The sequence below is a fragment of the Paenibacillus auburnensis genome (assembly GCF_927798115.1).
Lineage (GTDB): Bacteria > Bacillota > Bacilli > Paenibacillales > Paenibacillaceae > Paenibacillus_AQ > Paenibacillus_AQ auburnensis.
The window spans coordinates 204,850-224,367 of record NZ_CAKMMG010000003.1 but is presented as its reverse complement, the minus strand read 5'-3'; the positions used below and the strand labels follow the sequence as shown (position 1 = coordinate 224,367).

General features: G+C 49.1%; 13 protein-coding genes. 11 read left to right on the top strand and 2 right to left on the bottom strand.

Annotation, left to right across the window (positions count from 1 at the left end):
• Positions 1-4: 4 nt before the first annotated feature.
• A complete protein-coding gene (locus L6H70_RS14995) occupies positions 5-1,909 on the bottom strand; it encodes an ATP-dependent DNA helicase (RefSeq protein ID WP_236334434.1) in 1,905 nt (634 codons plus the stop codon).
• A gap of 775 nt (positions 1,910-2,684) precedes the next feature.
• Between L6H70_RS14995 and L6H70_RS14990 the strand changes: the two genes are divergently transcribed.
• The gene (locus L6H70_RS14990) at positions 2,685-4,109 is read left to right on the top strand and encodes a family 43 glycosylhydrolase (RefSeq protein ID WP_423802830.1); all 1,425 of its coding nucleotides are present in this window, start codon (positions 2,685-2,687) and stop codon (positions 4,107-4,109) included.
• Positions 4,110-4,245: 136 nt separating this feature from the next.
• On the opposite strand, the gene L6H70_RS14985 is transcribed toward L6H70_RS14990, so the two are convergent.
• The gene (locus tag L6H70_RS14985) at positions 4,246-5,115 is read right to left on the bottom strand and encodes an AraC family transcriptional regulator (protein WP_236334430.1); all 870 of its coding nucleotides are present in this window, start codon (positions 5,113-5,115) and stop codon (positions 4,246-4,248) included.
• A 129-nt stretch (positions 5,116-5,244) separates the two neighbouring features.
• On the opposite strand from L6H70_RS14985, the gene L6H70_RS14980 reads away from it, so the two are divergent.
• The 10 genes from L6H70_RS14980 to L6H70_RS14935 all read left to right on the top strand — a co-directional run bounded on the left by L6H70_RS14980 (position 5,245) and on the right by L6H70_RS14935 (position 19,415).
• Positions 5,245-6,084 carry an amidohydrolase family protein gene (locus L6H70_RS14980; RefSeq protein ID WP_236334428.1) on the top strand — a complete coding sequence of 280 codons (840 nt, stop codon included), beginning with the start codon at positions 5,245-5,247 and terminating at the stop codon, positions 6,082-6,084.
• 17 nt (positions 6,085-6,101) lie between these two features.
• Positions 6,102-7,064: an aldo/keto reductase gene (locus L6H70_RS14975; protein WP_236334426.1), complete on the top strand. Its 963-nt coding sequence runs from the start codon at positions 6,102-6,104 to the stop codon at positions 7,062-7,064.
• Entirely contained in the window at positions 7,061-8,080 is a 1,020-nt protein-coding gene (locus tag L6H70_RS14970) for a zinc-binding alcohol dehydrogenase family protein (protein ID WP_236334424.1), read from the top strand. The genes L6H70_RS14975 and L6H70_RS14970 overlap by 4 nt, the downstream gene beginning before the upstream one ends.
• A 50-nt stretch (positions 8,081-8,130) precedes the next feature.
• The gene (locus L6H70_RS14965; RefSeq protein WP_423802828.1) at positions 8,131-10,377 is read left to right on the top strand and encodes a glycoside hydrolase family 95 protein; all 2,247 of its coding nucleotides are present in this window, start codon (positions 8,131-8,133) and stop codon (positions 10,375-10,377) included.
• Between the two features lie 322 nt (positions 10,378-10,699).
• Complete coding sequence (locus L6H70_RS14960) at positions 10,700-12,403, top strand: type 2 periplasmic-binding domain-containing protein (RefSeq protein ID WP_236334422.1); 1,704 nt, start codon at positions 10,700-10,702, stop codon at positions 12,401-12,403.
• A gap of 98 nt (positions 12,404-12,501) precedes the next feature.
• The gene (locus L6H70_RS14955) at positions 12,502-13,488 is read left to right on the top strand and encodes an ABC transporter permease (RefSeq protein ID WP_236334420.1); all 987 of its coding nucleotides are present in this window, start codon (positions 12,502-12,504) and stop codon (positions 13,486-13,488) included.
• A gap of 14 nt (positions 13,489-13,502) precedes the next feature.
• Complete coding sequence (locus L6H70_RS14950; protein WP_236334418.1) at positions 13,503-14,414, top strand: carbohydrate ABC transporter permease; 912 nt, start codon at positions 13,503-13,505, stop codon at positions 14,412-14,414.
• 131 nt (positions 14,415-14,545) lie between these two features.
• Positions 14,546-16,072, top strand: coding sequence for a response regulator transcription factor (locus L6H70_RS14945; RefSeq protein WP_236334416.1), 1,527 nt, complete (start codon positions 14,546-14,548; stop codon positions 16,070-16,072).
• Between the two features lie 21 nt (positions 16,073-16,093).
• Positions 16,094-17,902, top strand: a complete 1,809-nt coding sequence (locus L6H70_RS14940) for a sensor histidine kinase (RefSeq protein ID WP_236334414.1) — start codon at positions 16,094-16,096, stop codon at positions 17,900-17,902.
• Positions 17,895-19,415: a response regulator gene (locus L6H70_RS14935; protein WP_236334412.1), complete on the top strand. Its 1,521-nt coding sequence runs from the start codon at positions 17,895-17,897 to the stop codon at positions 19,413-19,415. The genes L6H70_RS14940 and L6H70_RS14935 overlap by 8 nt, the downstream gene beginning before the upstream one ends.
• The last annotated feature ends 103 nt before the right edge of the window (positions 19,416-19,518 follow it).

Sequence of the window (19,518 nt, the reverse complement as noted above, 5' to 3'; positions counted from 1 at the left end):
CGCTTTAATTAATCCCCTTTTCTTTGACAAACTGCTCCAGAACCGTGAAATCTTCGGTGACCCTTTTAAACGGTAAAGTGTCCAATACCTTCTTCCGGTAATCCTTATTGGCTGCGGCGCAGAGACGGGAATCGAGAATGCTGAGTACACCAAGGTCGGTTTCACTGCGGATCAGACGTCCGGTTCCTTGCCTTAACCGAAGAAGCATATCCGGTACAAATACTTCCTGCAAAGGATTCTCTGCCAAAGCTGCCTTATATTCATAGATAGGATCGGCTGGAACAGGGAAGGGCAGACGGAAAATAATGACCTGCGACAGGTCGGAGCCTTCGATATTCACTCCTTCCCAGAAGACACCGGTACTAAGGAGGACGCCTTTACTGCCCCGGAAATCAGCGATCACCCCGTCCTGGGAAGATCCTTCTTTTTGTACATGGAGTGCCCACGTGAACTCATCTGATCCCGAAAGCAGCTTCTTATGAATGTACCTCATATCCTCCTTAGCTGAAAAAAGGACCAGTGTTCTTCCTTGTGTCAGATTACAGAGTCTAACCAATTCTTTATAGGCTGCTTCAAGATATATCTCCCGTTTATCATGGCGGTAGTATGGAATATTGCCCGAGATGTACATCATGGCATGACTGTTGTAATCAAAGGGTGAAGGCTGGCGGTCCATATAGTCACCCTTGTAACCGAGGGATTGCGTCAAATAAGCGTATTGTTCCTCCAGTGTATCTCCGCCTTGGCACAGGGTTGCTGACGTTAGGATAACAGAGGTCTTATTGTTAAATAACGTATATTTTAAAAACTGGCTTATATCTTTGGGACAGATACTGACCGTAGCTTCACGCAGGGTATTGCTTGCCCATAAGAGGTAGTTATCCTCCACTCCGGCCAGGACTTTAAAGAGGTCTAAAAGCCCGTTCAGGGCTTCAAAAACATCATCGATTTCCCGCTCATTCCGAGAAGTTAGAACCGAGAGGCTAAGCGTAAGAACCTTCAAATCATGGGCGACCCGGGTTAACGGTATACCTGTAATCGGAGACACTTTTATACGGTCATTATCCTGTTTGGCTGCGTGGAGTAAATCCGCTTCGATCTGTTTAAAAATATGTTCAACGCATCTTTTTAGAAATTTGGATTGTGAAAAAAGGCTTTTATCCCCAGACTGCTTAAAAAGAATCTGCAAAGCGTCATCCAGAATCCGGCAGGTTCTGCGGAAGGTAAACTCAGCCGTTCCTGCATCCCTAACCTTTGCCTCCAGATTATGAGCCTCATCAATCACGATCAGAGCCGGCCGTTCTGTAATGATGCCCCGGGTGCCTTCCTTTTTCTTAATCAAATCCCGGATAAGCAGATCCTGATTTACGATAATGAAATCAATATCGCCGATCTTAGCATTGATTTTAGCTCGCATATCATAGAACAAACATCCATTTTTATGCTGGCAACGTTCAAATGTACAATCATTCACGCAAACGTTAGCCCATTCAGCATCACTAATTCCGCCCTTAATATCCGCTCTTTCATCAATCTCATAATTCAAAATACGCTGGGCAAGTGGATTCAGGGGAGCGTTTGAATTATCAGGCTCGAACAAGCCCGCTGCCCTGTGCCGGCAGGCATACTGGCCCATACCTTTTCCAACGACAGAACGAACTGTTGTAAATCCCAGCCGGCTTCCGATCACCCTCAGGTCCTTATGTATCTGCTCTGACAGCTGAATGGAGGAGGTTGCAATAATGACCGGCTGCTGCGACACCTGATTAATAAGCAGGCTCGGAATGAGATACGCAAAGGACTTCCCGATTCCCACCCCGGCTTCAATCATGGCGTTACGGCCATTTATATAGGCATCAGCTATATCCAGAGACATATCCTGCTGACCGGTACGCTCTCTAAGACCCATCCTGGGAAATCGGTCATAAATCCGGAAGATGGCATTAACCAAAGAGGGTTCGATGTCCTTTCTGGGTTCCTGCTTTTGTAATTTATAGAGATCACTTAACCAGCTAATATCGATCGCCCCTCTTCAAAAATCAATGATCTTCCATGAAACTAATTTAAAATCAAACAGCGGTGCAGTAAGACTTTTCAAACGAAGTCTCAACTGCCCGCTGATTTTAAGCTGCAACAAAATTCAGACAGTACCTCAAAGCAATCCCAGATCTTTCAGCAAAGCATATTCACTTGAAAACCTCGAGCTCCACCGGGACGCCGATAATTGCTTGGTTTGGTCCAAACAAACTCACCTGCATATGGATGTTCCGGAGTAGTACACCTTTGAAGCATTTCTATATTTCACGCTGCCTGCCCCTTATTTCAGTCTTTAAAATAAGGTGCAAAGCCATCTATTTAGAAAGGCTTAGTTAGCGATAAAGTAAAACGTTTCACCCCACGCAAAGTCTCGCCTATCCTAGTATCAGGCTTTGCATGAGTGGGAACAGTGCCAGACAATCGTATGAGATTCTCCAACTGTAAGCACCTCCTTTCCTTTTTCGATTATAGCAAATGTTGAGGTCTGTATCTCTTTTTTAGATTTATTAAAAGGAAAGTGTTACGGATCAATGCAAATCATCTAAGAATAGATCAATGTTACGTGCCTATATGTCATGGACTTCGCTCAAGCCGCATCCCTATACTGGAAGTGACTAAATTATATACGACAAGGATGAATTACTATGGTGAAAAAACAAGGATTAAATCCATATTTGCCCTCCTATGAATATATCCCCGACGGTGAGCCACATGTTTTTGACAACAGAGTCTATGTGTATGGCTCGCATGACCGTTTTAATGGACACGCCTTTTGCTTGAATGACTATGTCTGCTGGTCGGCTCCGGAGGAGGATCTGGCGGACTGGCGGTATGAGGGGGTAATCTATCAGACTACAGATGATCCGCTTAATCCGGAAGGAAACATGTGTCTGTATGCTCCCGATGTCACCGTTGGCCCGGACGGGCGGTACTATCTCTACTATGTTCTTGACAAGGTTCCGGTTGTTTCAGTAGCTGTATGCGATTCACCGGGCGGCAGATATGAGTTCTACGGCTACGTTCGATATGCCGATGGCATACGCCTCGGGGAAAGGGAAGGCGACGAGCCGCAGTTCGACCCGGGCGTGCTGACCGAAGGAGAGAACACCTACCTGTATACCGGATTCTGTGGCTTTGGTGACTCATCCAGACACGGTGCCATGGCAACGGTGCTTGGCCCGGATATGCTCACGATCGTCGAAGAGCCTGTGTTTGTTGCGCCGAGCCAGTCTTACAGTAAGGGGAGCGGATTCGAAGGGTATGAGTTCTTTGAAGCGCCATCCATCCGCAAAAAAGGAGATACCTACTACCTGATCTATTCCTCAATCTCCATGCATGAGTTGTGCTATGCGACCAGCAAGCATCCGACCCGGGACTTCATCTACCAGGGAGTCATTGTCAGCAATTGCGATCTTCATATCGATACATATAAGCCGGCGGATCAGCCGATGTATTACGGCGGCAATAACCATGGCAGTATCGCCCACATCAACGGGGAATGGTACATTTTTTATCATCGCCACACCAATGGAACGGCATTCTGCCGGCAGGGCTGTATCGAGAGGATTGAATTCCGCGGGGACGGCACGATTCCCCAGGTGGAGATTACATCCTGCGGTCCGAATGGGGGACCGCTTGAAGGCCGGGGGGAATATCCGGCATATCTGGCCTGCCATTTGTTCTGCAAAGATCAGGAAATCTACACCGGAGGCTTTGGCCCCATGGGAGCATGGATGGACAGCCGGTTTCCGAAGATTACACAAGACGGCAGGGATGGCGACGAGGAAATCGGCTATATTGCCAATATGACGGATTCCGCTACTGCCGGGTTTAAATATTTTGCATGCGAGGGAATCCGGAAAGTCAAAATTAAGGTACGCGGATATTGCCAGGGCGCCTTTGAAATAAAGACATCATGGGATGGACCGGCCCTCGGACGGATACCGGTAGGTTTCGCGAATGTATGGGAGGAGCACTCTACAGATCTGGCTATTCCGGACGGTGTGCAAGCATTGTATTTCACCTATACCGGCCATGGAGGGGCCAGTCTGGCTTCATTTACTTTGGAATAACCGGAAGCGAAAGCTGAATACGCCTTGAAAAGGAAGCAGCACCCGGGGATCCTCTGGTGCTGCTTTCTATTAAAATAAAAGTAGCTGCATGCTGATAGCCTGACTCCAGCGCAGTGCATGAAGAACAAGGAGTGCCTCAGTGTGGCCGGTTGCCCTTCCGGTAGGCGGCGGGAGTCATGCCCGTATATTTTTTAAACGTACGATAAAAGTGGGGCATGCTCTCAAAGCCACAAGACATAGCGATCTGCTCAATTTTGTCATTGGACTGGAGCAAACCATCCTTGGCCGAGAAAATACGTTTGGTTGAAATATAATCAGTCGCATTCATACCCAGCCGCTGCTTGAAGACACGGCTGAAATGGGCCGGAGATATAGCCGCCCGTTTCGCCAGCGCGCTAAGCTCCAGCGGCTGGTCAAGATGGTCATTGATAAAGGCGAGCGCTTCACGGAACCAATCCGGAACCAATTCGTTCGTGGCCCCAAGCTCGGCAGCCTGCGGCAGGCAGTACCGGTTTAAGTGAAGCAGCGCAAGATGGAGAAGCAGGGCCATGGCATGGCCGCCGTCTGGGCGTCTCTGCTCCCATTCCTCATGGATGGCATCGATATCGCCTTCTACGAGTTGGGCATGTTCAGGAGACAGGGTGAATTTGTACTGCTTATTCTTCTTGGCTGCGTCAAATAGCTTCAAATAGGCATACGTTTCGCTGAACGTGTTGTTATTAACAAGGTAGGGGCTGAAAAAAACGGCGGAGGACATTACCGGATCCTCTTTGTCGGGAAAACCCCGGTGCACCGTATTTCCGGGAACGACGATGATGTCACCCTGGCGCATCTCGTAAAAGGTCTGATCGATAAAAAAAGTCCCTTTTCCCCGGTAGACGTATACAAACTCGTACCAGTGATACTGATGGTCGGGGAGCTCGCGCTGCGGGCTTTTTGTTTCCTTGTAGTGTAGAAGCAGAGAAAACGGCAACTCATTGCCGAAATTCTTACGGATCGGTTTCATTGCCCCGCCTCCTTCGTTGAACTTAGATTCTTACAGCCATCATATCAAAATAAGGTATAAATTTGTTTCTTTAAGCTATTTTTATTCTTTTATCCGATGCTTACAATAAGATGGAATGGAGGTGGGATGATGCGTATTGACGCTCATCAGCATTATTGGAAGATAGACAGAAACGATTACGGATGGATTACACCCGAAATTCCGGTGCTTTTCCGGGATTATCTGCCCACCGATCTTGAACCGCATTTGCAAAAACACGGGATATGGCGAACGGTTGTGGTACAAGCTGCACCTACGGTGGATGAGACTGAATATATTCTTGGATTAAGCGAAAAAACGGACTCCATAGCGGGCGTGATCGGTTGGCTGGACCTTGAGAACCCGTCATTCCAAGCGCAATACCGGAGGTTCTGCGAGCACCCGAAATTCACCGGGATCCGCGTGATGATACAGGAGATGGAGGATCCCGGTATTCTTTTATCTACCAATTATATAGAAGCGCTTTCATACTTTGCGGATGAGGACCTTCCTGTCGACCTGCTAGTTCTGGCGGATCAGCTTCCACAGCTTATACAGCTGCTGGAACGGGTTCCCGGACTGAGAGGAGTGGTCGATCATCTGGCGAAACCACCGATTGCTTCGGGCAGATTAGAGCCATGGAGAAGCCATATGGCGGAAATTGCGCAGCATCCGGGCATTTACTGCAAGCTTTCCGGGATGGTGACGGAGGCTGATTCCCAGGGCTGGAAGCAAGAGGATTTCACTGCCTATGTTCATGGGGTGCTGGACCTCTTTGGACACGAAAGGCTAATGTTCGGCAGCGATTGGCCCGTATGCCTTCAAGCCGCAACGTATGATGAAGTCATGGGCGTATTGCGGCTGGCGTTGCAGGACCGGTTGTCACCGCAAGAGATAGAGCCCATCTTCGGAGCGAATGCAGCAAGGTTTTACAAGTTAAATTCACTATAAACTGGAGGTTCCGCGCGATGAAATACAGAAAGCTGGGAAATACGGGATTGGATGTATCCGTGTTAAGTTTCGGGGCATCTTCGCTTGGAAGTGTATTTCGGGAGGTTCCTAAGGAAGAGGGAATCCGTACAGTTCATACCGCTATCGACATGGGGATTAATCTCATTGACGTCTCTCCGTATTACGGTTTGATGAAAGCGGAGACAGTCCTGGGAGAGGCGCTGCAGACGGTTCCGCGGGACCGGTACATTATCAGCACGAAGGCTGGACGTTACGGTCAGGATGAATTTGATTTCTCCAAAAACCGGGTAATCCGCAGCGCGGAAGAAAGCATGCGCCGGCTGGGAACGGACTATCTGGATATTTTGCTGCTGCACGACATCGAATTTGGTTCGATAGAGCAGGTCATGGAAGAAGGGATCCCTGCACTGGAGGAATTGAAGCAATCCGGTAAGATCCGTTTCTTCGGTGTGACTGGCCTGCCCTTGAAGATCTTCGAAACGGTATTGTCCCGTACAACTCTGGATGTTATCCTGTCATACTGCCATTATTCCCTGAACGATACCACACTGCTTGGCCTCCTTCCTTTACTGGAGCGGCAGGGAACCGGACTGATGAATGCTTCGCCTATTTCTATGGGCCTGCTGAGCACCCGCCAGGTTCCTGACTGGCATCCGGCGAGTAGGGACATCCAGGCAGCTTGTAAGCGCGCTGCCGAATATTGCCTGGACAAGGGAGAGGAGATTGCAAAGCTGGCGGTCCAGTTCTCCACCCGTAATGAACACATTCCGACGACATTGGTAAGCACGGCGACACCGGCAAATATCCGCAACAATATATTATGGACGGATGAACCGATGGACGGACAATTGCTGGAGGAAGTGCTGGAGATCCTGAAGCCGATCGACGGCGCAACGTGGCCGAGCGGCCGGCCGGAATGGAATGAAGAACGGGATCAGACCGGGGAGCGCTTATCATGAAGGGAATTATCTGCGAGGAAATTGGAAAATTCGTATATAGGGAGGAACTGCCGGAGCCGGAACTCCATGCGGGCGAAGCGATTGTAAGGATTCGCCGGATCGGTATTTGCGGTACCGATCTGCATGCTTACCGGGGCAACCAGCCTTATTTTACCTATCCGCGTGTGCTTGGACACGAGCTTTCAGGGACGATTGAGCACATTGGCGACAACCTGGAGGGGCTGCGGGCCGGCGACCAGGTCAGTGTCATTCCATATCTTCATTGCGGCAAATGCCGGGCCTGCCTGAGCGGCAAAACCAACTGCTGTCAGAAAATGAGGGTGTTCGGCGTTCATTTGGACGGCGGAATGAGGGAACGGGTAGCCTTGCCTCTAGCCAATCTATTAAATACGGAAGGGCTGACGCTGGATCAGGCGGCGATGCTGGAGCCCCTGGCAATTGGCGCGCATGCTGTCCGTCGCTCCGGTCTTGGCGCTGGCGATCAAGTCCTGGTTATCGGTGCCGGTCCGATCGGTCTAGGCGTGATGGCAATGGCCAAATACGCCGGTGCAAAGGTGATCGGCATGGATGTAAACGATGAACGTTTGAATTTTTGCCGGGAATGGGCACAGGTTGAGCATACGGTAAGCGCACTACGGGAGCCGAAGGATCAGTTGTCGAAGCTTACTGACGGGAACTTTCTGCCGTATGTCATCGATTCCACCGGCAACATCTCATCCATGGAAAGTGCCTTTGGGTTTGTCGGCCATGGGGGGACTTTGACCTATGTTGGCTTGGTGAAGGGCATGATTGCCTTTAGTGATCCCGATTTTCATGCGCGCGAAATGATCGTGCAGGGCAGCAGAAATGCCACTCGGGAGGACTTTGAGCGCGTGCTTGATGCCATCAAGAAGGGTTACATTGATGTTGACAGTTACATTACCCACCGCAGTGCATTTGCAGACATGATCGGCCAGTTCGAAAACTGGCTGAGACCTGAATCGAAGGTGATTAAGGCGTTGGTTGAGTTGGACTAATTATCATATCGCTATGTTTATATTATGCCGATTGAAGGAGCGTAACAATTATGACTAGCATGGAACACAAACAGCAGTTGTGGTACAGCGGGCCGGCGGAAGAATGGAACGAGGCGTTGCCGATAGGAAACGGGCGGCTCGGGGCTATGATCTTTGGCGGTACAGCCGAGGAGAAGCTGCAGCTTAATGAGGATTCCGTATGGTACGGCGGTCCGCGTGACCGCAACAACGGGGATGCGCTGCTTCATTTGCCCGAAATCCGCCAGCTGATTCTGGAGGGAAGGCTGCGGGAGGCAGAGGAACTGGCTGGAATGTCGATGGCGGGTCTTCCTGAAGCGCAGCGCCATTATTTGCCGCTGGGCGAGCTGCTGCTGTCCTTTGGGGGGCATGAACAGCCTGCTGAAGAGTACAGAAGAGAGCTTGATCTGGAGACTGGCGTATCCCGGGTCAGTTATAGGATCGGTGAGGTCCAGTATACCCGTGAAATGTTTGCCAGCTATCCGGATCAGGCTATTGTCATCCGAATTTCTGCAGATCATAAGGACGGGATTTCCTTAAAGGCAAGGTTTAACCGTCACAACTGGAGATACCTGGAGAAGACAGAGAAGTGGCTGAACAGCGGGCTTACGATGAGCGGGGAGTGCGCCGGCAAGGGAGGCAGCTCTTTTGCTGCTGCCTTAAAGGCGGTGACAGAAGACGGCATTTGCCGGACCATTGGCGAGTATTTGCTTGTGGATGGCGCGAGCTCAGTTACGCTGTTGCTGGCCGCAGGAACAACGTTCCGTCATCCCGATCCGGAGCTTTATGCCAAAAGACAGCTGGAAGAGCTGGGCCGGGTTCCTTATGAAGAGATGCTGGCCCGGCATATCGCGGATTACCGCGAATTGTACGGACGCGTTGAGCTGGCACTGCCGGAGAACCCGCACAAGCTTGCGTTGCCGACCGACGAACGGCTGAAACGGTTTCGGGAGGGAGAGGAGGACAACGGGCTAATCGCGGCCTATTTCCAGTATGGCCGCTATTTGCTTATCGCCTCCAGCCGCCAAGGCTCTTTGCCCGCCAATCTGCAGGGAATCTGGAATGACAGCTTCACCCCTGCCTGGGACAGCAAATTCACGATTAATATCAATGCGCAAATGAATTATTGGCCTGCGGAGCTCTGTAACCTGGCTGAATGTCATGAGCCGCTGTTTGATCTGATCGGGCGGATGCGGGAGCCAGGGAGGGTCACGGCCAGGGTCATGTATGGCTGCCGGGGATTCACCGCGCATCATAATACAGATATCTGGGCGGACACGGCTCCGCAGGATACCTACCTGCCGGCATCCTTCTGGCCGCTAGGCGCCGCGTGGCTATGCCTGCATCTTTGGGAGCATTACCGGTTCAGCCAGGACCGTTATTTCCTGGTGCAGGCGTATGAGACGATGAAGGAGGCAGCCCAGTTCCTGCTTGATTATTTGATGGAGGACGCCGAAGGCCGGCTGATTACCTGCCCGTCCGTTTCTCCTGAGAATACCTATAAGCTGCCGGACGGTGAATCGGGAGTGCTCTGCGCAGGGGCATCGATGGATTATCAGATTATAGATGCGCTGTTTGGGGCCTGCATCCAAAGTGCGGAGATTCTCAGCAGGGACGAGGCGTTCCGCAAGGAACTCGCCGCTGCTCTGGAGCGTCTGCCCAAACCGCAAATCGGGAAATACGGCCAGATTCAGGAGTGGATGGAGGATTATGAAGAGGTGGAACCGGGGCACCGGCACATCTCCCATCTATTTGCGCTATACCCCGGCGACGCCTTCACCGTGGAGCATACACCGGAGCTGGCTGAAGCGGCCCGGACGACGCTGGAGCGCAGGCTGGCCAGCGGCGGCGGGCACACCGGCTGGAGCCGGGCCTGGATCATCAATTTCTGGGCCAGGCTGCAGGATGCGGGCAAAGCCTATGCGAATGTCCGCGCTTTGCTGGAGCATTCCACGCTGCCTAACCTGTTTGACAACCATCCGCCATTCCAGATTGACGGGAATTTTGGGGGTACGGCGGGGATTGCCGAGATGCTGATCCAGAGCCATGCGGGGGGAATCAATCTGCTGCCCGCATTGCCGCCAAGCTGGAGCGAGGGAAGTGTCAAGGGTCTGCGTGCGAGGGGCGGATATACTCTCGATTTCACCTGGGCAGAGGGACTTGTTACGAAAGCCGTTGTGACTTGCACGGTTTCCGGTCCTTGCCGGCTGGAGGGTCCAGGTCTTGATTTCGTCTCATTCACCGGAGAAGCCGGAAGCACCCATACATTCCCCCGTTAAGAACAACAGGTAGAGGCCTATTTTTCTGTATAATAGAAAACAGCTGGCTGGGGTTGGCGTATTAACGCCAGCCCTATTCTGCTTAGGCAGAAGCTTCGCCCAAAGAAAACTGTCTTCTATAATCCGGTATGAACATGCCGTGTACTTTAACAAGTCTATGGAGTATAGGAATAGCAAGCGTTTTCATCTTTTCGTATTTTTAGGGGGGAAGAACTATAGTTTATGAATTGGAAGCGTATTCTTGGAAGGTATAATTAATGATGTCACCAGGTGATTTACAGCAAACAAAAAGCAATTAGCCAAAAAGGGGAGGCATAACAAAATGCATAAAACGGCAAAACGTTCCACCCGGGCATTAGCAGCTGGTACATTCGCGCTTGCGCTGGCACTGACAGGCTGCAGCTCGAACAACACAAACAACGCAAACAGCAACACAGCGAATGGGGGAAACGCTAGTCCGGCGGCAAATGCAGGAAACGCTAGTTCGGCGGCAAATGGAGACGATAATGCTCCTGCAACATTCTCGGTATTTTTGGCCAGTCCCGGGCAGACGCCTACGGATGACAACAAGATTCTCAAACTGATTAAAGAAAAAACCGGCGTCAGCTTTAAAACGGAGCTTCTGGTGGGCGACCTGCAGCAGAAGCTGGGGGTTATGATTGCCGGAGGAGACTACCCGGACCTTATGTCGGGCGATGACAAATTACTCAATGCTAAGGCGTACATTCCGCTTGAAGATTTGATTGAGAAGTACGCTCCCAACCTGAAAAAACATTATGCCGCGGTCTGGAATCAGATCAAGGATGAGACCGACGGACATATATACGTTCTGCCAAGCTATGGGGTATATCAAGGAAAGATTACCGAACCAACTTACCAGGGACCAGGCTTCTGGCTTCAAAAGGCAGTGCTTGAGGAAATGGGATATCCGACTCCTAAGACTCTGGATGAATATTTCGATATCATCGCTAAATATAAAGCAAAGCACCCGGATATGATCGGATTTGAATCGCTTAACTTCGACTGGCGTGTATTCCCGCTTCAGAACGCTCCTGAGCATTTGGCGGGCCATCCGAATGACGGCGGCGTTATTGTAGACAACAACAAAGCGCAGATTTTTGCCGATAAGGACATTTCTAAGACCTATTATAAGAAGCTTAATGAAATTAACGCTCAAGGTTTGATGGATAAAGAAGCTTTCGTACAAAACTACGACCAGTACCTGGCTAAAATCGCAAGCGGCAAAGTCATCGGTATGTTTGACCAGCACTGGAACTTCCAGGATGGGGAAACCTCTTTGATTTCCCAGGGTAAAATTGAAAATACCTATATCGGCTTCCCTCTGCTCTATCCGGGCGCTGAGGAATGGTATCGTGACCGCGGAGCGGTCGGCACCAACCGCGGATTAGGTATTTCGATCAATGCCAAGGACCCTGTCCGGATTATCAAATTCTTGGATCAGATGATTACAGAAGATTGGCAGAAAACTCTCCAATGGGGAATCAAAGGCGAAGACTATGAAGTGAAGGAAGACGGCATGTTCTACCGGACGCCGGAACAACGGGCAAATGCGGATCAAACAAGCTGGCAGTTGGCTAACAAAATCACGACTATGTTTGGTTATATGCCGAAAATTCAAGGGACCTACAGCGACGGGAATGCAGCTGATGCCGGAACTCAGCCGCAGGAATTCTTCGACAGTCTGAAACCTTATGATCAGAAAATCCTGAAAGCGTATAACAAGAAAACATGGTCCGAATTCTTCAAGGAACCGAAAGAAAATTTTATCTACTTCCCTGCTTACTCCATCGTTCTTAAGGACGGTTCGGCAGCCAAGCTTGCGCAGTCCAAGCTGAATGACCTTCAAGTCAAATATTTGCCGAAGGCCATTATGGCAAGTCCCGATGAATTTGAAGGGGTCTGGCAAGATTATGTCGACCGCATTCATAAGCTGGACATCAAGGCTTATGAAGACCGGATAAATGAAGGTATCCAGCAGCGCATCGAAAAGTGGAGTGTGAAGTAGTCGATTTCAAGACAAAGAATAGAGCGGGAAATCGTATTTCCCGCTCTTCATTAATCCGGATAGTATGGAGAGAATGATTTTACAGGAGGGGAACACTAATGTCTGATGCCGTACTGGACAAACAGGTCAAAACTCAGAAGACCCGAAAACGCAGAGTCGATCCGGAAATCGGTGTGAGTCTTAGCTGGAAAACGCTGAAAATGCAGAAGCAGCTTATTTTCATGTCCGTACCGATTGCCATTTATTTAATAATCTTTAACTATGCTCCCATTTGGGGCTGGTTAATGGCCTTTCAGAACTACCGCCCGGCGCTCTCTTTCGGCAAGCAAGAGTGGGTAGGCTTGCAGCAGTTCAAATTTCTATTTTCAGATGAGACCTTTATGATGGTGCTGCGCAACACGATCGCCATGAGCTTTATTAACCTTGTGCTTGGCACTGTTACGGCAATCGGTCTGGCTTTGCTGCTAAATGAGATCAGAGCCAGGTTTTTCAAGCGTATCGTTCAGTCAATTTCGTATTTGCCGCACTTCTTGTCCTGGGTTATTGCAGCGGGCATCGTTGCTACTTCACTGTCGATTGATGACGGAATTGTCAATATCGTCTTAATGAAGCTTCACTTAATTAAAGAACCGATTATGTGGCTCAGTGAAGGAAAATATTTCTGGGGCATTATCGGGGCTTCGAACGTGTGGAAAGAGGTGGGCTGGGGTACCATCATTTATCTGGCAGCCATTACCTCGATCGATCCTTCTCTGTATGAGGCAGCGTCCATTGACGGTGCTAAGCGTTTTCAGAAGATGCGCTATGTCACTCTTCCGGGGATCAAATCCACATTTGTTATTTTGCTCATTATGAACATCGGACATATTCTGGATGCCGGCTTTGAACTCCAATATTTGCTTGGTAACGGTCTTACTGTGGACTGGTCGCAAACCATTGATATCTTTGTAGTGAAGTATGGTATCTCTATGGGGAATTATTCTCTGGCTACGGCTGCAGGGATCTTCAAAACCATCGTCAGTGTCATTCTCGTATTCATCGCAAATTATATCGCAAAACGCCTCGGCGAAGAGCGATTAGTATAGAGGAGGAAGCCCATATGAAAGCTGTGACGAAAAGTTCAGGCCGCATTGAGCCGATTGTATTTCATACGATCAACACCATATTTATGCTCTTTGTGGTTGCCATCACGCTCTATCCATTCCTCCACACGCTGGCTGTTTCTTTCAATGACGGCAGTGACACTCTTGCCGGTGGAATATATTTCTGGCCCCGTGCCTGGACCATGGAGAACTACAGAGCCGTCTTTATTACAGGGACGATTTACCATGCCGCTTTTATCTCTGTGTCCCGTACGGTGCTCTCGACGGTATTCGGCGTTTTTCTGACTACGATGCTGGCGTATACACTGGCGCAGCCACAATACATTCTCCGTAAAAAAATTGGCATGCTGTTCATCTTGACCATGTATTTCAATGCCGGACTGATTCCGAATTACTTCCTTATTAAAGATTTAGGCCTGCTTCATAGCTTTATGGTCTATATACTTCCAAGCATGGTCAGCGCCTTCAACCTGATTATCATCCGTACGTATATCCGTTCCCTCCCGGCCGGCCTCATAGAGTCGGCAAAAATCGACGGTGCGGGAGAATTCAGAATTTTCTGGAAAATCATTTTTCCACTGTGTACTCCTGTACTGGCAACCGTAGCTTTATTCATCGCCGTAGGCGCATGGAACTCCTGGTTTGACACGTTCCTGTATGCGTCTTCAGATATCAATCTGAGCACATTGCAATATGAAATGATGAAGCTGCTCGGTTCCACCATGAGCACGAACAACGATCCTTCTGCGCTGGCAGGCAATCAGCACAATCAGATGCAGGCCCTGGTGACACCGGCTTCCATCCGTGCAGCCATCACTATCGTTACCGCAGTGCCGATTTTGTTCGTATACCCTTTTTTACAGAAGTACTTCGTGGTAGGATTAAACTTGGGTAGTGTTAAAGAATAACTGAATTTATAATATCTAAATGATTGTATGTTAATGAAAACCGTTTCGGCAGTGACCGAAGCGGTTTCTCCTGTTCCACAAGGTATAGCTTTCAGAAATCAGAGAATTTAGACATAAAGAGGGTGATGCCAATGCTTAAGGTACTTTTTGCCGACGATGAGCCGCTGATGCTTGAAGGGCTTCGATTCTTAGTGGACTGGGAGGAACTGGACTTTGAAGTGTGCGGCGAAGCTCTGGATGGCGAAGATGCGCTGCAGCTTATCCATAGCACAAGGCCTGATTTGGTCATAACTGATGTACGTATGCCTGTGATCGATGGCCTTGAACTCATTAAGAAATTTGCAGAAAGTGACTTCCAGCCGAAGTTCATCATCTTTAGCGGTTATGCTGACTTTGAGTATGCGAAGGAAGCGCTTAGATACGGTGTGTCCAATTATTTGACCAAACCCTTAGATGAAAGAGAATTGACAGAGGCTCTGCAGACTGTAGCTGAACAAATACGCGCTGAGCGCAAGCTTGCTTCACGGCGCGAAGCGGTTTCCGCCTTCATACAGGCGGAAACGGTATCCCGTCTCCTCATGCGGGAGAATACTGCAGAAGAAGTGGAAGAGGCACTTAAGACGCTGAATATACATCCGGGCTCCCGGATATGCTGTGTATTGGCTCAGGGAGATTCGCTCGACAGCTCACATTTGCGAAGACAAGTGTATTCGCTGAGTGTCGAGGAAATGTTTATCAATATAACCGCGTATCCTTTTATGGCCGGAACCCGTAAGTATGGCTATTTGCTGGTATTCCCGGCAGAAGGCCCGGAGCTAGACCGGATGATGCTGGCAAGCTGGATTAATGAAATGCGGACTCAGTTTAGCAGACAGGTTCTTTTCTCGGTAAGCCTTGAGCATACAGGTACCACATTTCTGAATACTGCGTATAATGAAGCCCTGGCGGCAGAACTATGCCGGCCGGATGTGAACACCCCCGAAATTAGTTTCTTCCAGAAGCAGGACAAGGATCAAATGGCGCTGCTTCCGGCAGGGATGAAGAAATCGCTGCTCCAATCGGTTACCGAAGGGCAGCTTGAACCATTAAGCTCCCAACTCAGCGATGTATTTAAAATTTTCTCTGCGGATAGTACTTCATCTGCATGGATCGATGCTTTCTTGAGCAACATCAAAGCTGAACTGCTCCGTGAAATCGAGGTCAGAGGAGGAGAACCGGCAATATGGGCGGATAAATGGTTTCCACCCCGTGTAACCGCTTGCTGCCTGCCGCTGCTTGAGCGGCAGACGATGGAGGATCTGCACGAAGTTGCTGAATGGTTCGCCTCAGCAGACAATAATCAGGAGGACACGCTTGTTACAGCGGCGATTGACTATGTGCGGGCGCACTATCAGGAGAAGCTGAAGCTGCAGGATATTGCCAAGCATTTACACGTGAATTCTGCCTATCTGGGACAACGGATCAAGAAACGTTATGGCATCTCTTTTAACGAATTTCTTCATAAATACCGGATTGAAAAAGCCAAGAAGCTGTTGCGCCGGACAGATATGTGCATTTCGGATATTTCGGGACGTGTGGGCTATTCGGATGCCGATTTATTCGCGGCCAAGTTTAAAGCGCTAAATGGCGTCTCGCCTTCGGTGTACAAGAAGGGCTGATTCAAGGGGGAGGAGAGCAGCATGAAGGGCAAAAGGAAACCATCAGCCATCGTCAATGATATTCCGCTCAAATACAAATTTCTGTTTATCTATTTGCTGTGTGTTCTTGTCCCTATACTCAGCATTAACGGACTCTTTTATGTTCAGATCAGCCGTAATGTAGATACCCGCGAAAGAGAGAATCTTGAGATTTCCGTTGACCGGGTGGTCTATGATCTGATGCAGATCGTGAATGAATGTGTGGCGATCAGCAATACGGTTGCCGCAGACCGTGCTTATAATGAAATCATGGATGTAGCCTACCCGGATAATGAGGCATATTATGATGCCTATAGCGATGTTCTGAGGGACAAAATGTGGCAATATAGCAATCTGCATTCCTATATTTATTGGATGGGTGTGTATACTACGAATCCGACCTTCCAGAACGGTGGCAGTTACTTTATGCTGTCAGACAACGACAAGAAGAGTGAATGGTACCGCAAAATATCCAGTGGCTCGGACAAAGTGCTGTTAACCTCTTATCAGGGAACCAACCCGCTCAATCCGCCCCAGCAGGAAGTGTTTGTCAGCCTTATCCGCAAATTGGATAACTTTTCTGGACAGCCCTACCATAAATATCTGCGAATCGATCTGCGGTTGAACAATGTGAAGGGGCTGTTCCAGAAGGAACGCGACTATTTGCAGTTCAAGCTTCTGGATGAGCAGAATCGTGTCGTGCTGGAATCGGATCATTCCTTCTACTCAATGGATAAAAATGCATTGTTGAAAGTAGATACGGACGACAGCCAGCCGTCCAAGCAGATTGTCCGAACCTTGGGCAGTGCAGGATATACTGAGGGCTGGAGGCTGATCGGAACCCCGGAAGGCAGAAAAAGCAATGGTGAGATGAGCCATGCGCTTCGGATTTCGTTAATTTTTGCTGTATTGACGATAATTATTCCCACACTATTAATGATAGTTATTTTACAATCCTATAATCTGAGGGTAAGGCTGCTCTACAAACATATGAAGCTGGTCAAATACGAGCAGTTTGAGAACATTGATATGTATGAGGGGAAGGACGAGATCGGTGGTTTGATCCGCAGCTTCAATCTGATGACAGAGAAAATCCGCAATTTGATCAATGATGTATATAAGCTGGAAATCCAGAAAAAGGATCTTGAACTTGAGCAGGTAAGAGCCGAATTGAACTATCTGGAAAGTCAGGTGGATCCGCATTTCCTCTTTAATACGTTGAACGCCATATTGGTCATTTGCAAAAAATACAAGTATGAAGAGGTCACCGATGTTATCCGGAATTTGGCCCTTATTCTGCGCAGGCTGCTAAGCTGGAAGGACGATCTGATTACCGTCGAAGAAGAAATATCTTTTATAGAGATGTATTTGCAGATTGAAAAATTCCGCTTTCAGAGCCGGTTCACTTATGACATTGATATCGACCCTGCGGTGCTGCATTGGCGGATTCCCAAAATGAGCGTTCAGGCGCTGGTGGAGAATTCCTGCAAGCATGGTCTGCAGTCAGTCAAAGGAGCAAGGAAAATTCACGTGTCTGCTTCCAGAAACGAGGCTGGTCTGATCATTACTGTGACGGACAACGGAAAGGGAATTGAGAAGGAGAAGCTAAAATGGATTGAGTCCCATCTTAAATCGGAGCAGGACTCCGGGCAAAATATCGGACTCCGAAATGTCTATAAACGCCTGATGTTGTATTATAACTCCAGAGCCAAGTTCACCATTGAGAGCACAGAGTATGAACAGACGGCGATCACCATTCAAATTCCTATAGACCTGGCATTAGTCCCCAAAGTGGAGGAATCCCATGTTTAAAGTAGTTTTAGCTGACGATGAAACGATTGCATTAGAGGGATTAAGAACGTTGACCGACTGGGAGGAACTGGGCTTTGAAATCTGCGGAGCATGCGAGAATGGGGAAGAAGCATTGATCGCCATTGATGAATGCTCGCCAGATCTTGTAATTACAGATATCCGCATGCCCGGCATCGATGGATTGGAGCTAATCAAGCGCGTACGCCAGCTGGACATGGAGCAGCCCCTATTCATCGTTCTCAGCGGTTACGGCGAGTTTGAATATGCACGGACAGCCATCCGTTATGGTGTGAGGCACTACTTGCTGAAGCCTGTTATTGAAGCGGAGTGGGAGAAGGCACTTGCTGATATTACGGACGAGCTGGAGAAGCGTGTCAAGCACAAGATGCAGCAGGACATGCTGGCGAACCGGCTTCTTCCCGTTGCGATCGCCCGAATGGTTGAAGGGCAGTGGGCGGAGCCGGAAGAAGAGATTGCTGAGCAAATGGATCGTCTGGACGAGGCGGTTTCAGGATGGACTTATATCCATGTGGATGGCCCCAAATGCCTTATCACGGACATCTGCCGGAAGCTCTCTGGGGCGGTGGGCGCCTTATTCATTGATATGCCCGGTGATCAGGCGGGGCTTGTCGTGGAGAGTTCAGCTTCTGCAGCAGAGCTGGCAAGACGGGTATATACCGAGCTGTCACGGAACAGTAGCGTGAAAGGGTCCGTGAGCATCGGGCCGAGTGTGCAGTCTCTGCGTGAGCTGCCAGTATCCTATATGATGGCTGTAGGGGCTGCCGCCCGCCATCTTTTTTATTCGGAAGCAAGCGGACCGATTGATTCAACCATGGATGCCCGGATCCAGCTTAGCTATAATCTTCCTTCTGCGGATCTGACAGAGGAACTGATGGGTGCAGTGGAAAGATTGCAGGAGCAGAAAGCCTTGGACCAATTGAAGGAAATGTTCAGAATGTTTGAAGTGAATCGGACTGCGCCTGAGGTTGTGCAGATGACCAGCATCGATATTATGCTGAAAAGTATGGAGCTGGTGAAGGAATTCGGAGGAAAGGCTGAGCAGTGGAGTGATTCCTTTGAATTTTTTAAAACCGAGCCCAAGTCGCTTGCAGTGCTGGAAGATATCCTTAGGGATTTGTTGAATTCATGTATGGAATATATTAAGCAGCATAAAGAACGCGGATCCGAGCATCCGCTTATACAGGTAGAATATTTTTTAAAGGACAATTATTCCAGGTCTTTAACCGTAAAAGAAATTGCGGAACATTTTTATATCAATCCGGTATACCTGGGCCAGGCGTTTATTAAAAGGAATAGCATCAGCATACTAGAATATATTCATAATTTGCGTATTGAACAAGCCAAGAAGCAGTTGATTGAAACGGGGGAGACCGTTAGGAAGATTGCAGAGAATGTGGGTTATGTACATTATCATCATTTTTTAAGAGAGTTTGAAAAGCGGACTGCACTGAAACCGGTCGCTTACCGCAACCAGGCTGGAGCTGAAAAATGACGGGTATCCTTCTTTAGTATAGTAATGGTAAACACATACCAATGCGATATCATAGACTTAACTGGCGCTGAAGCAAGCATGGACTTCACATTTCCGGACCCGG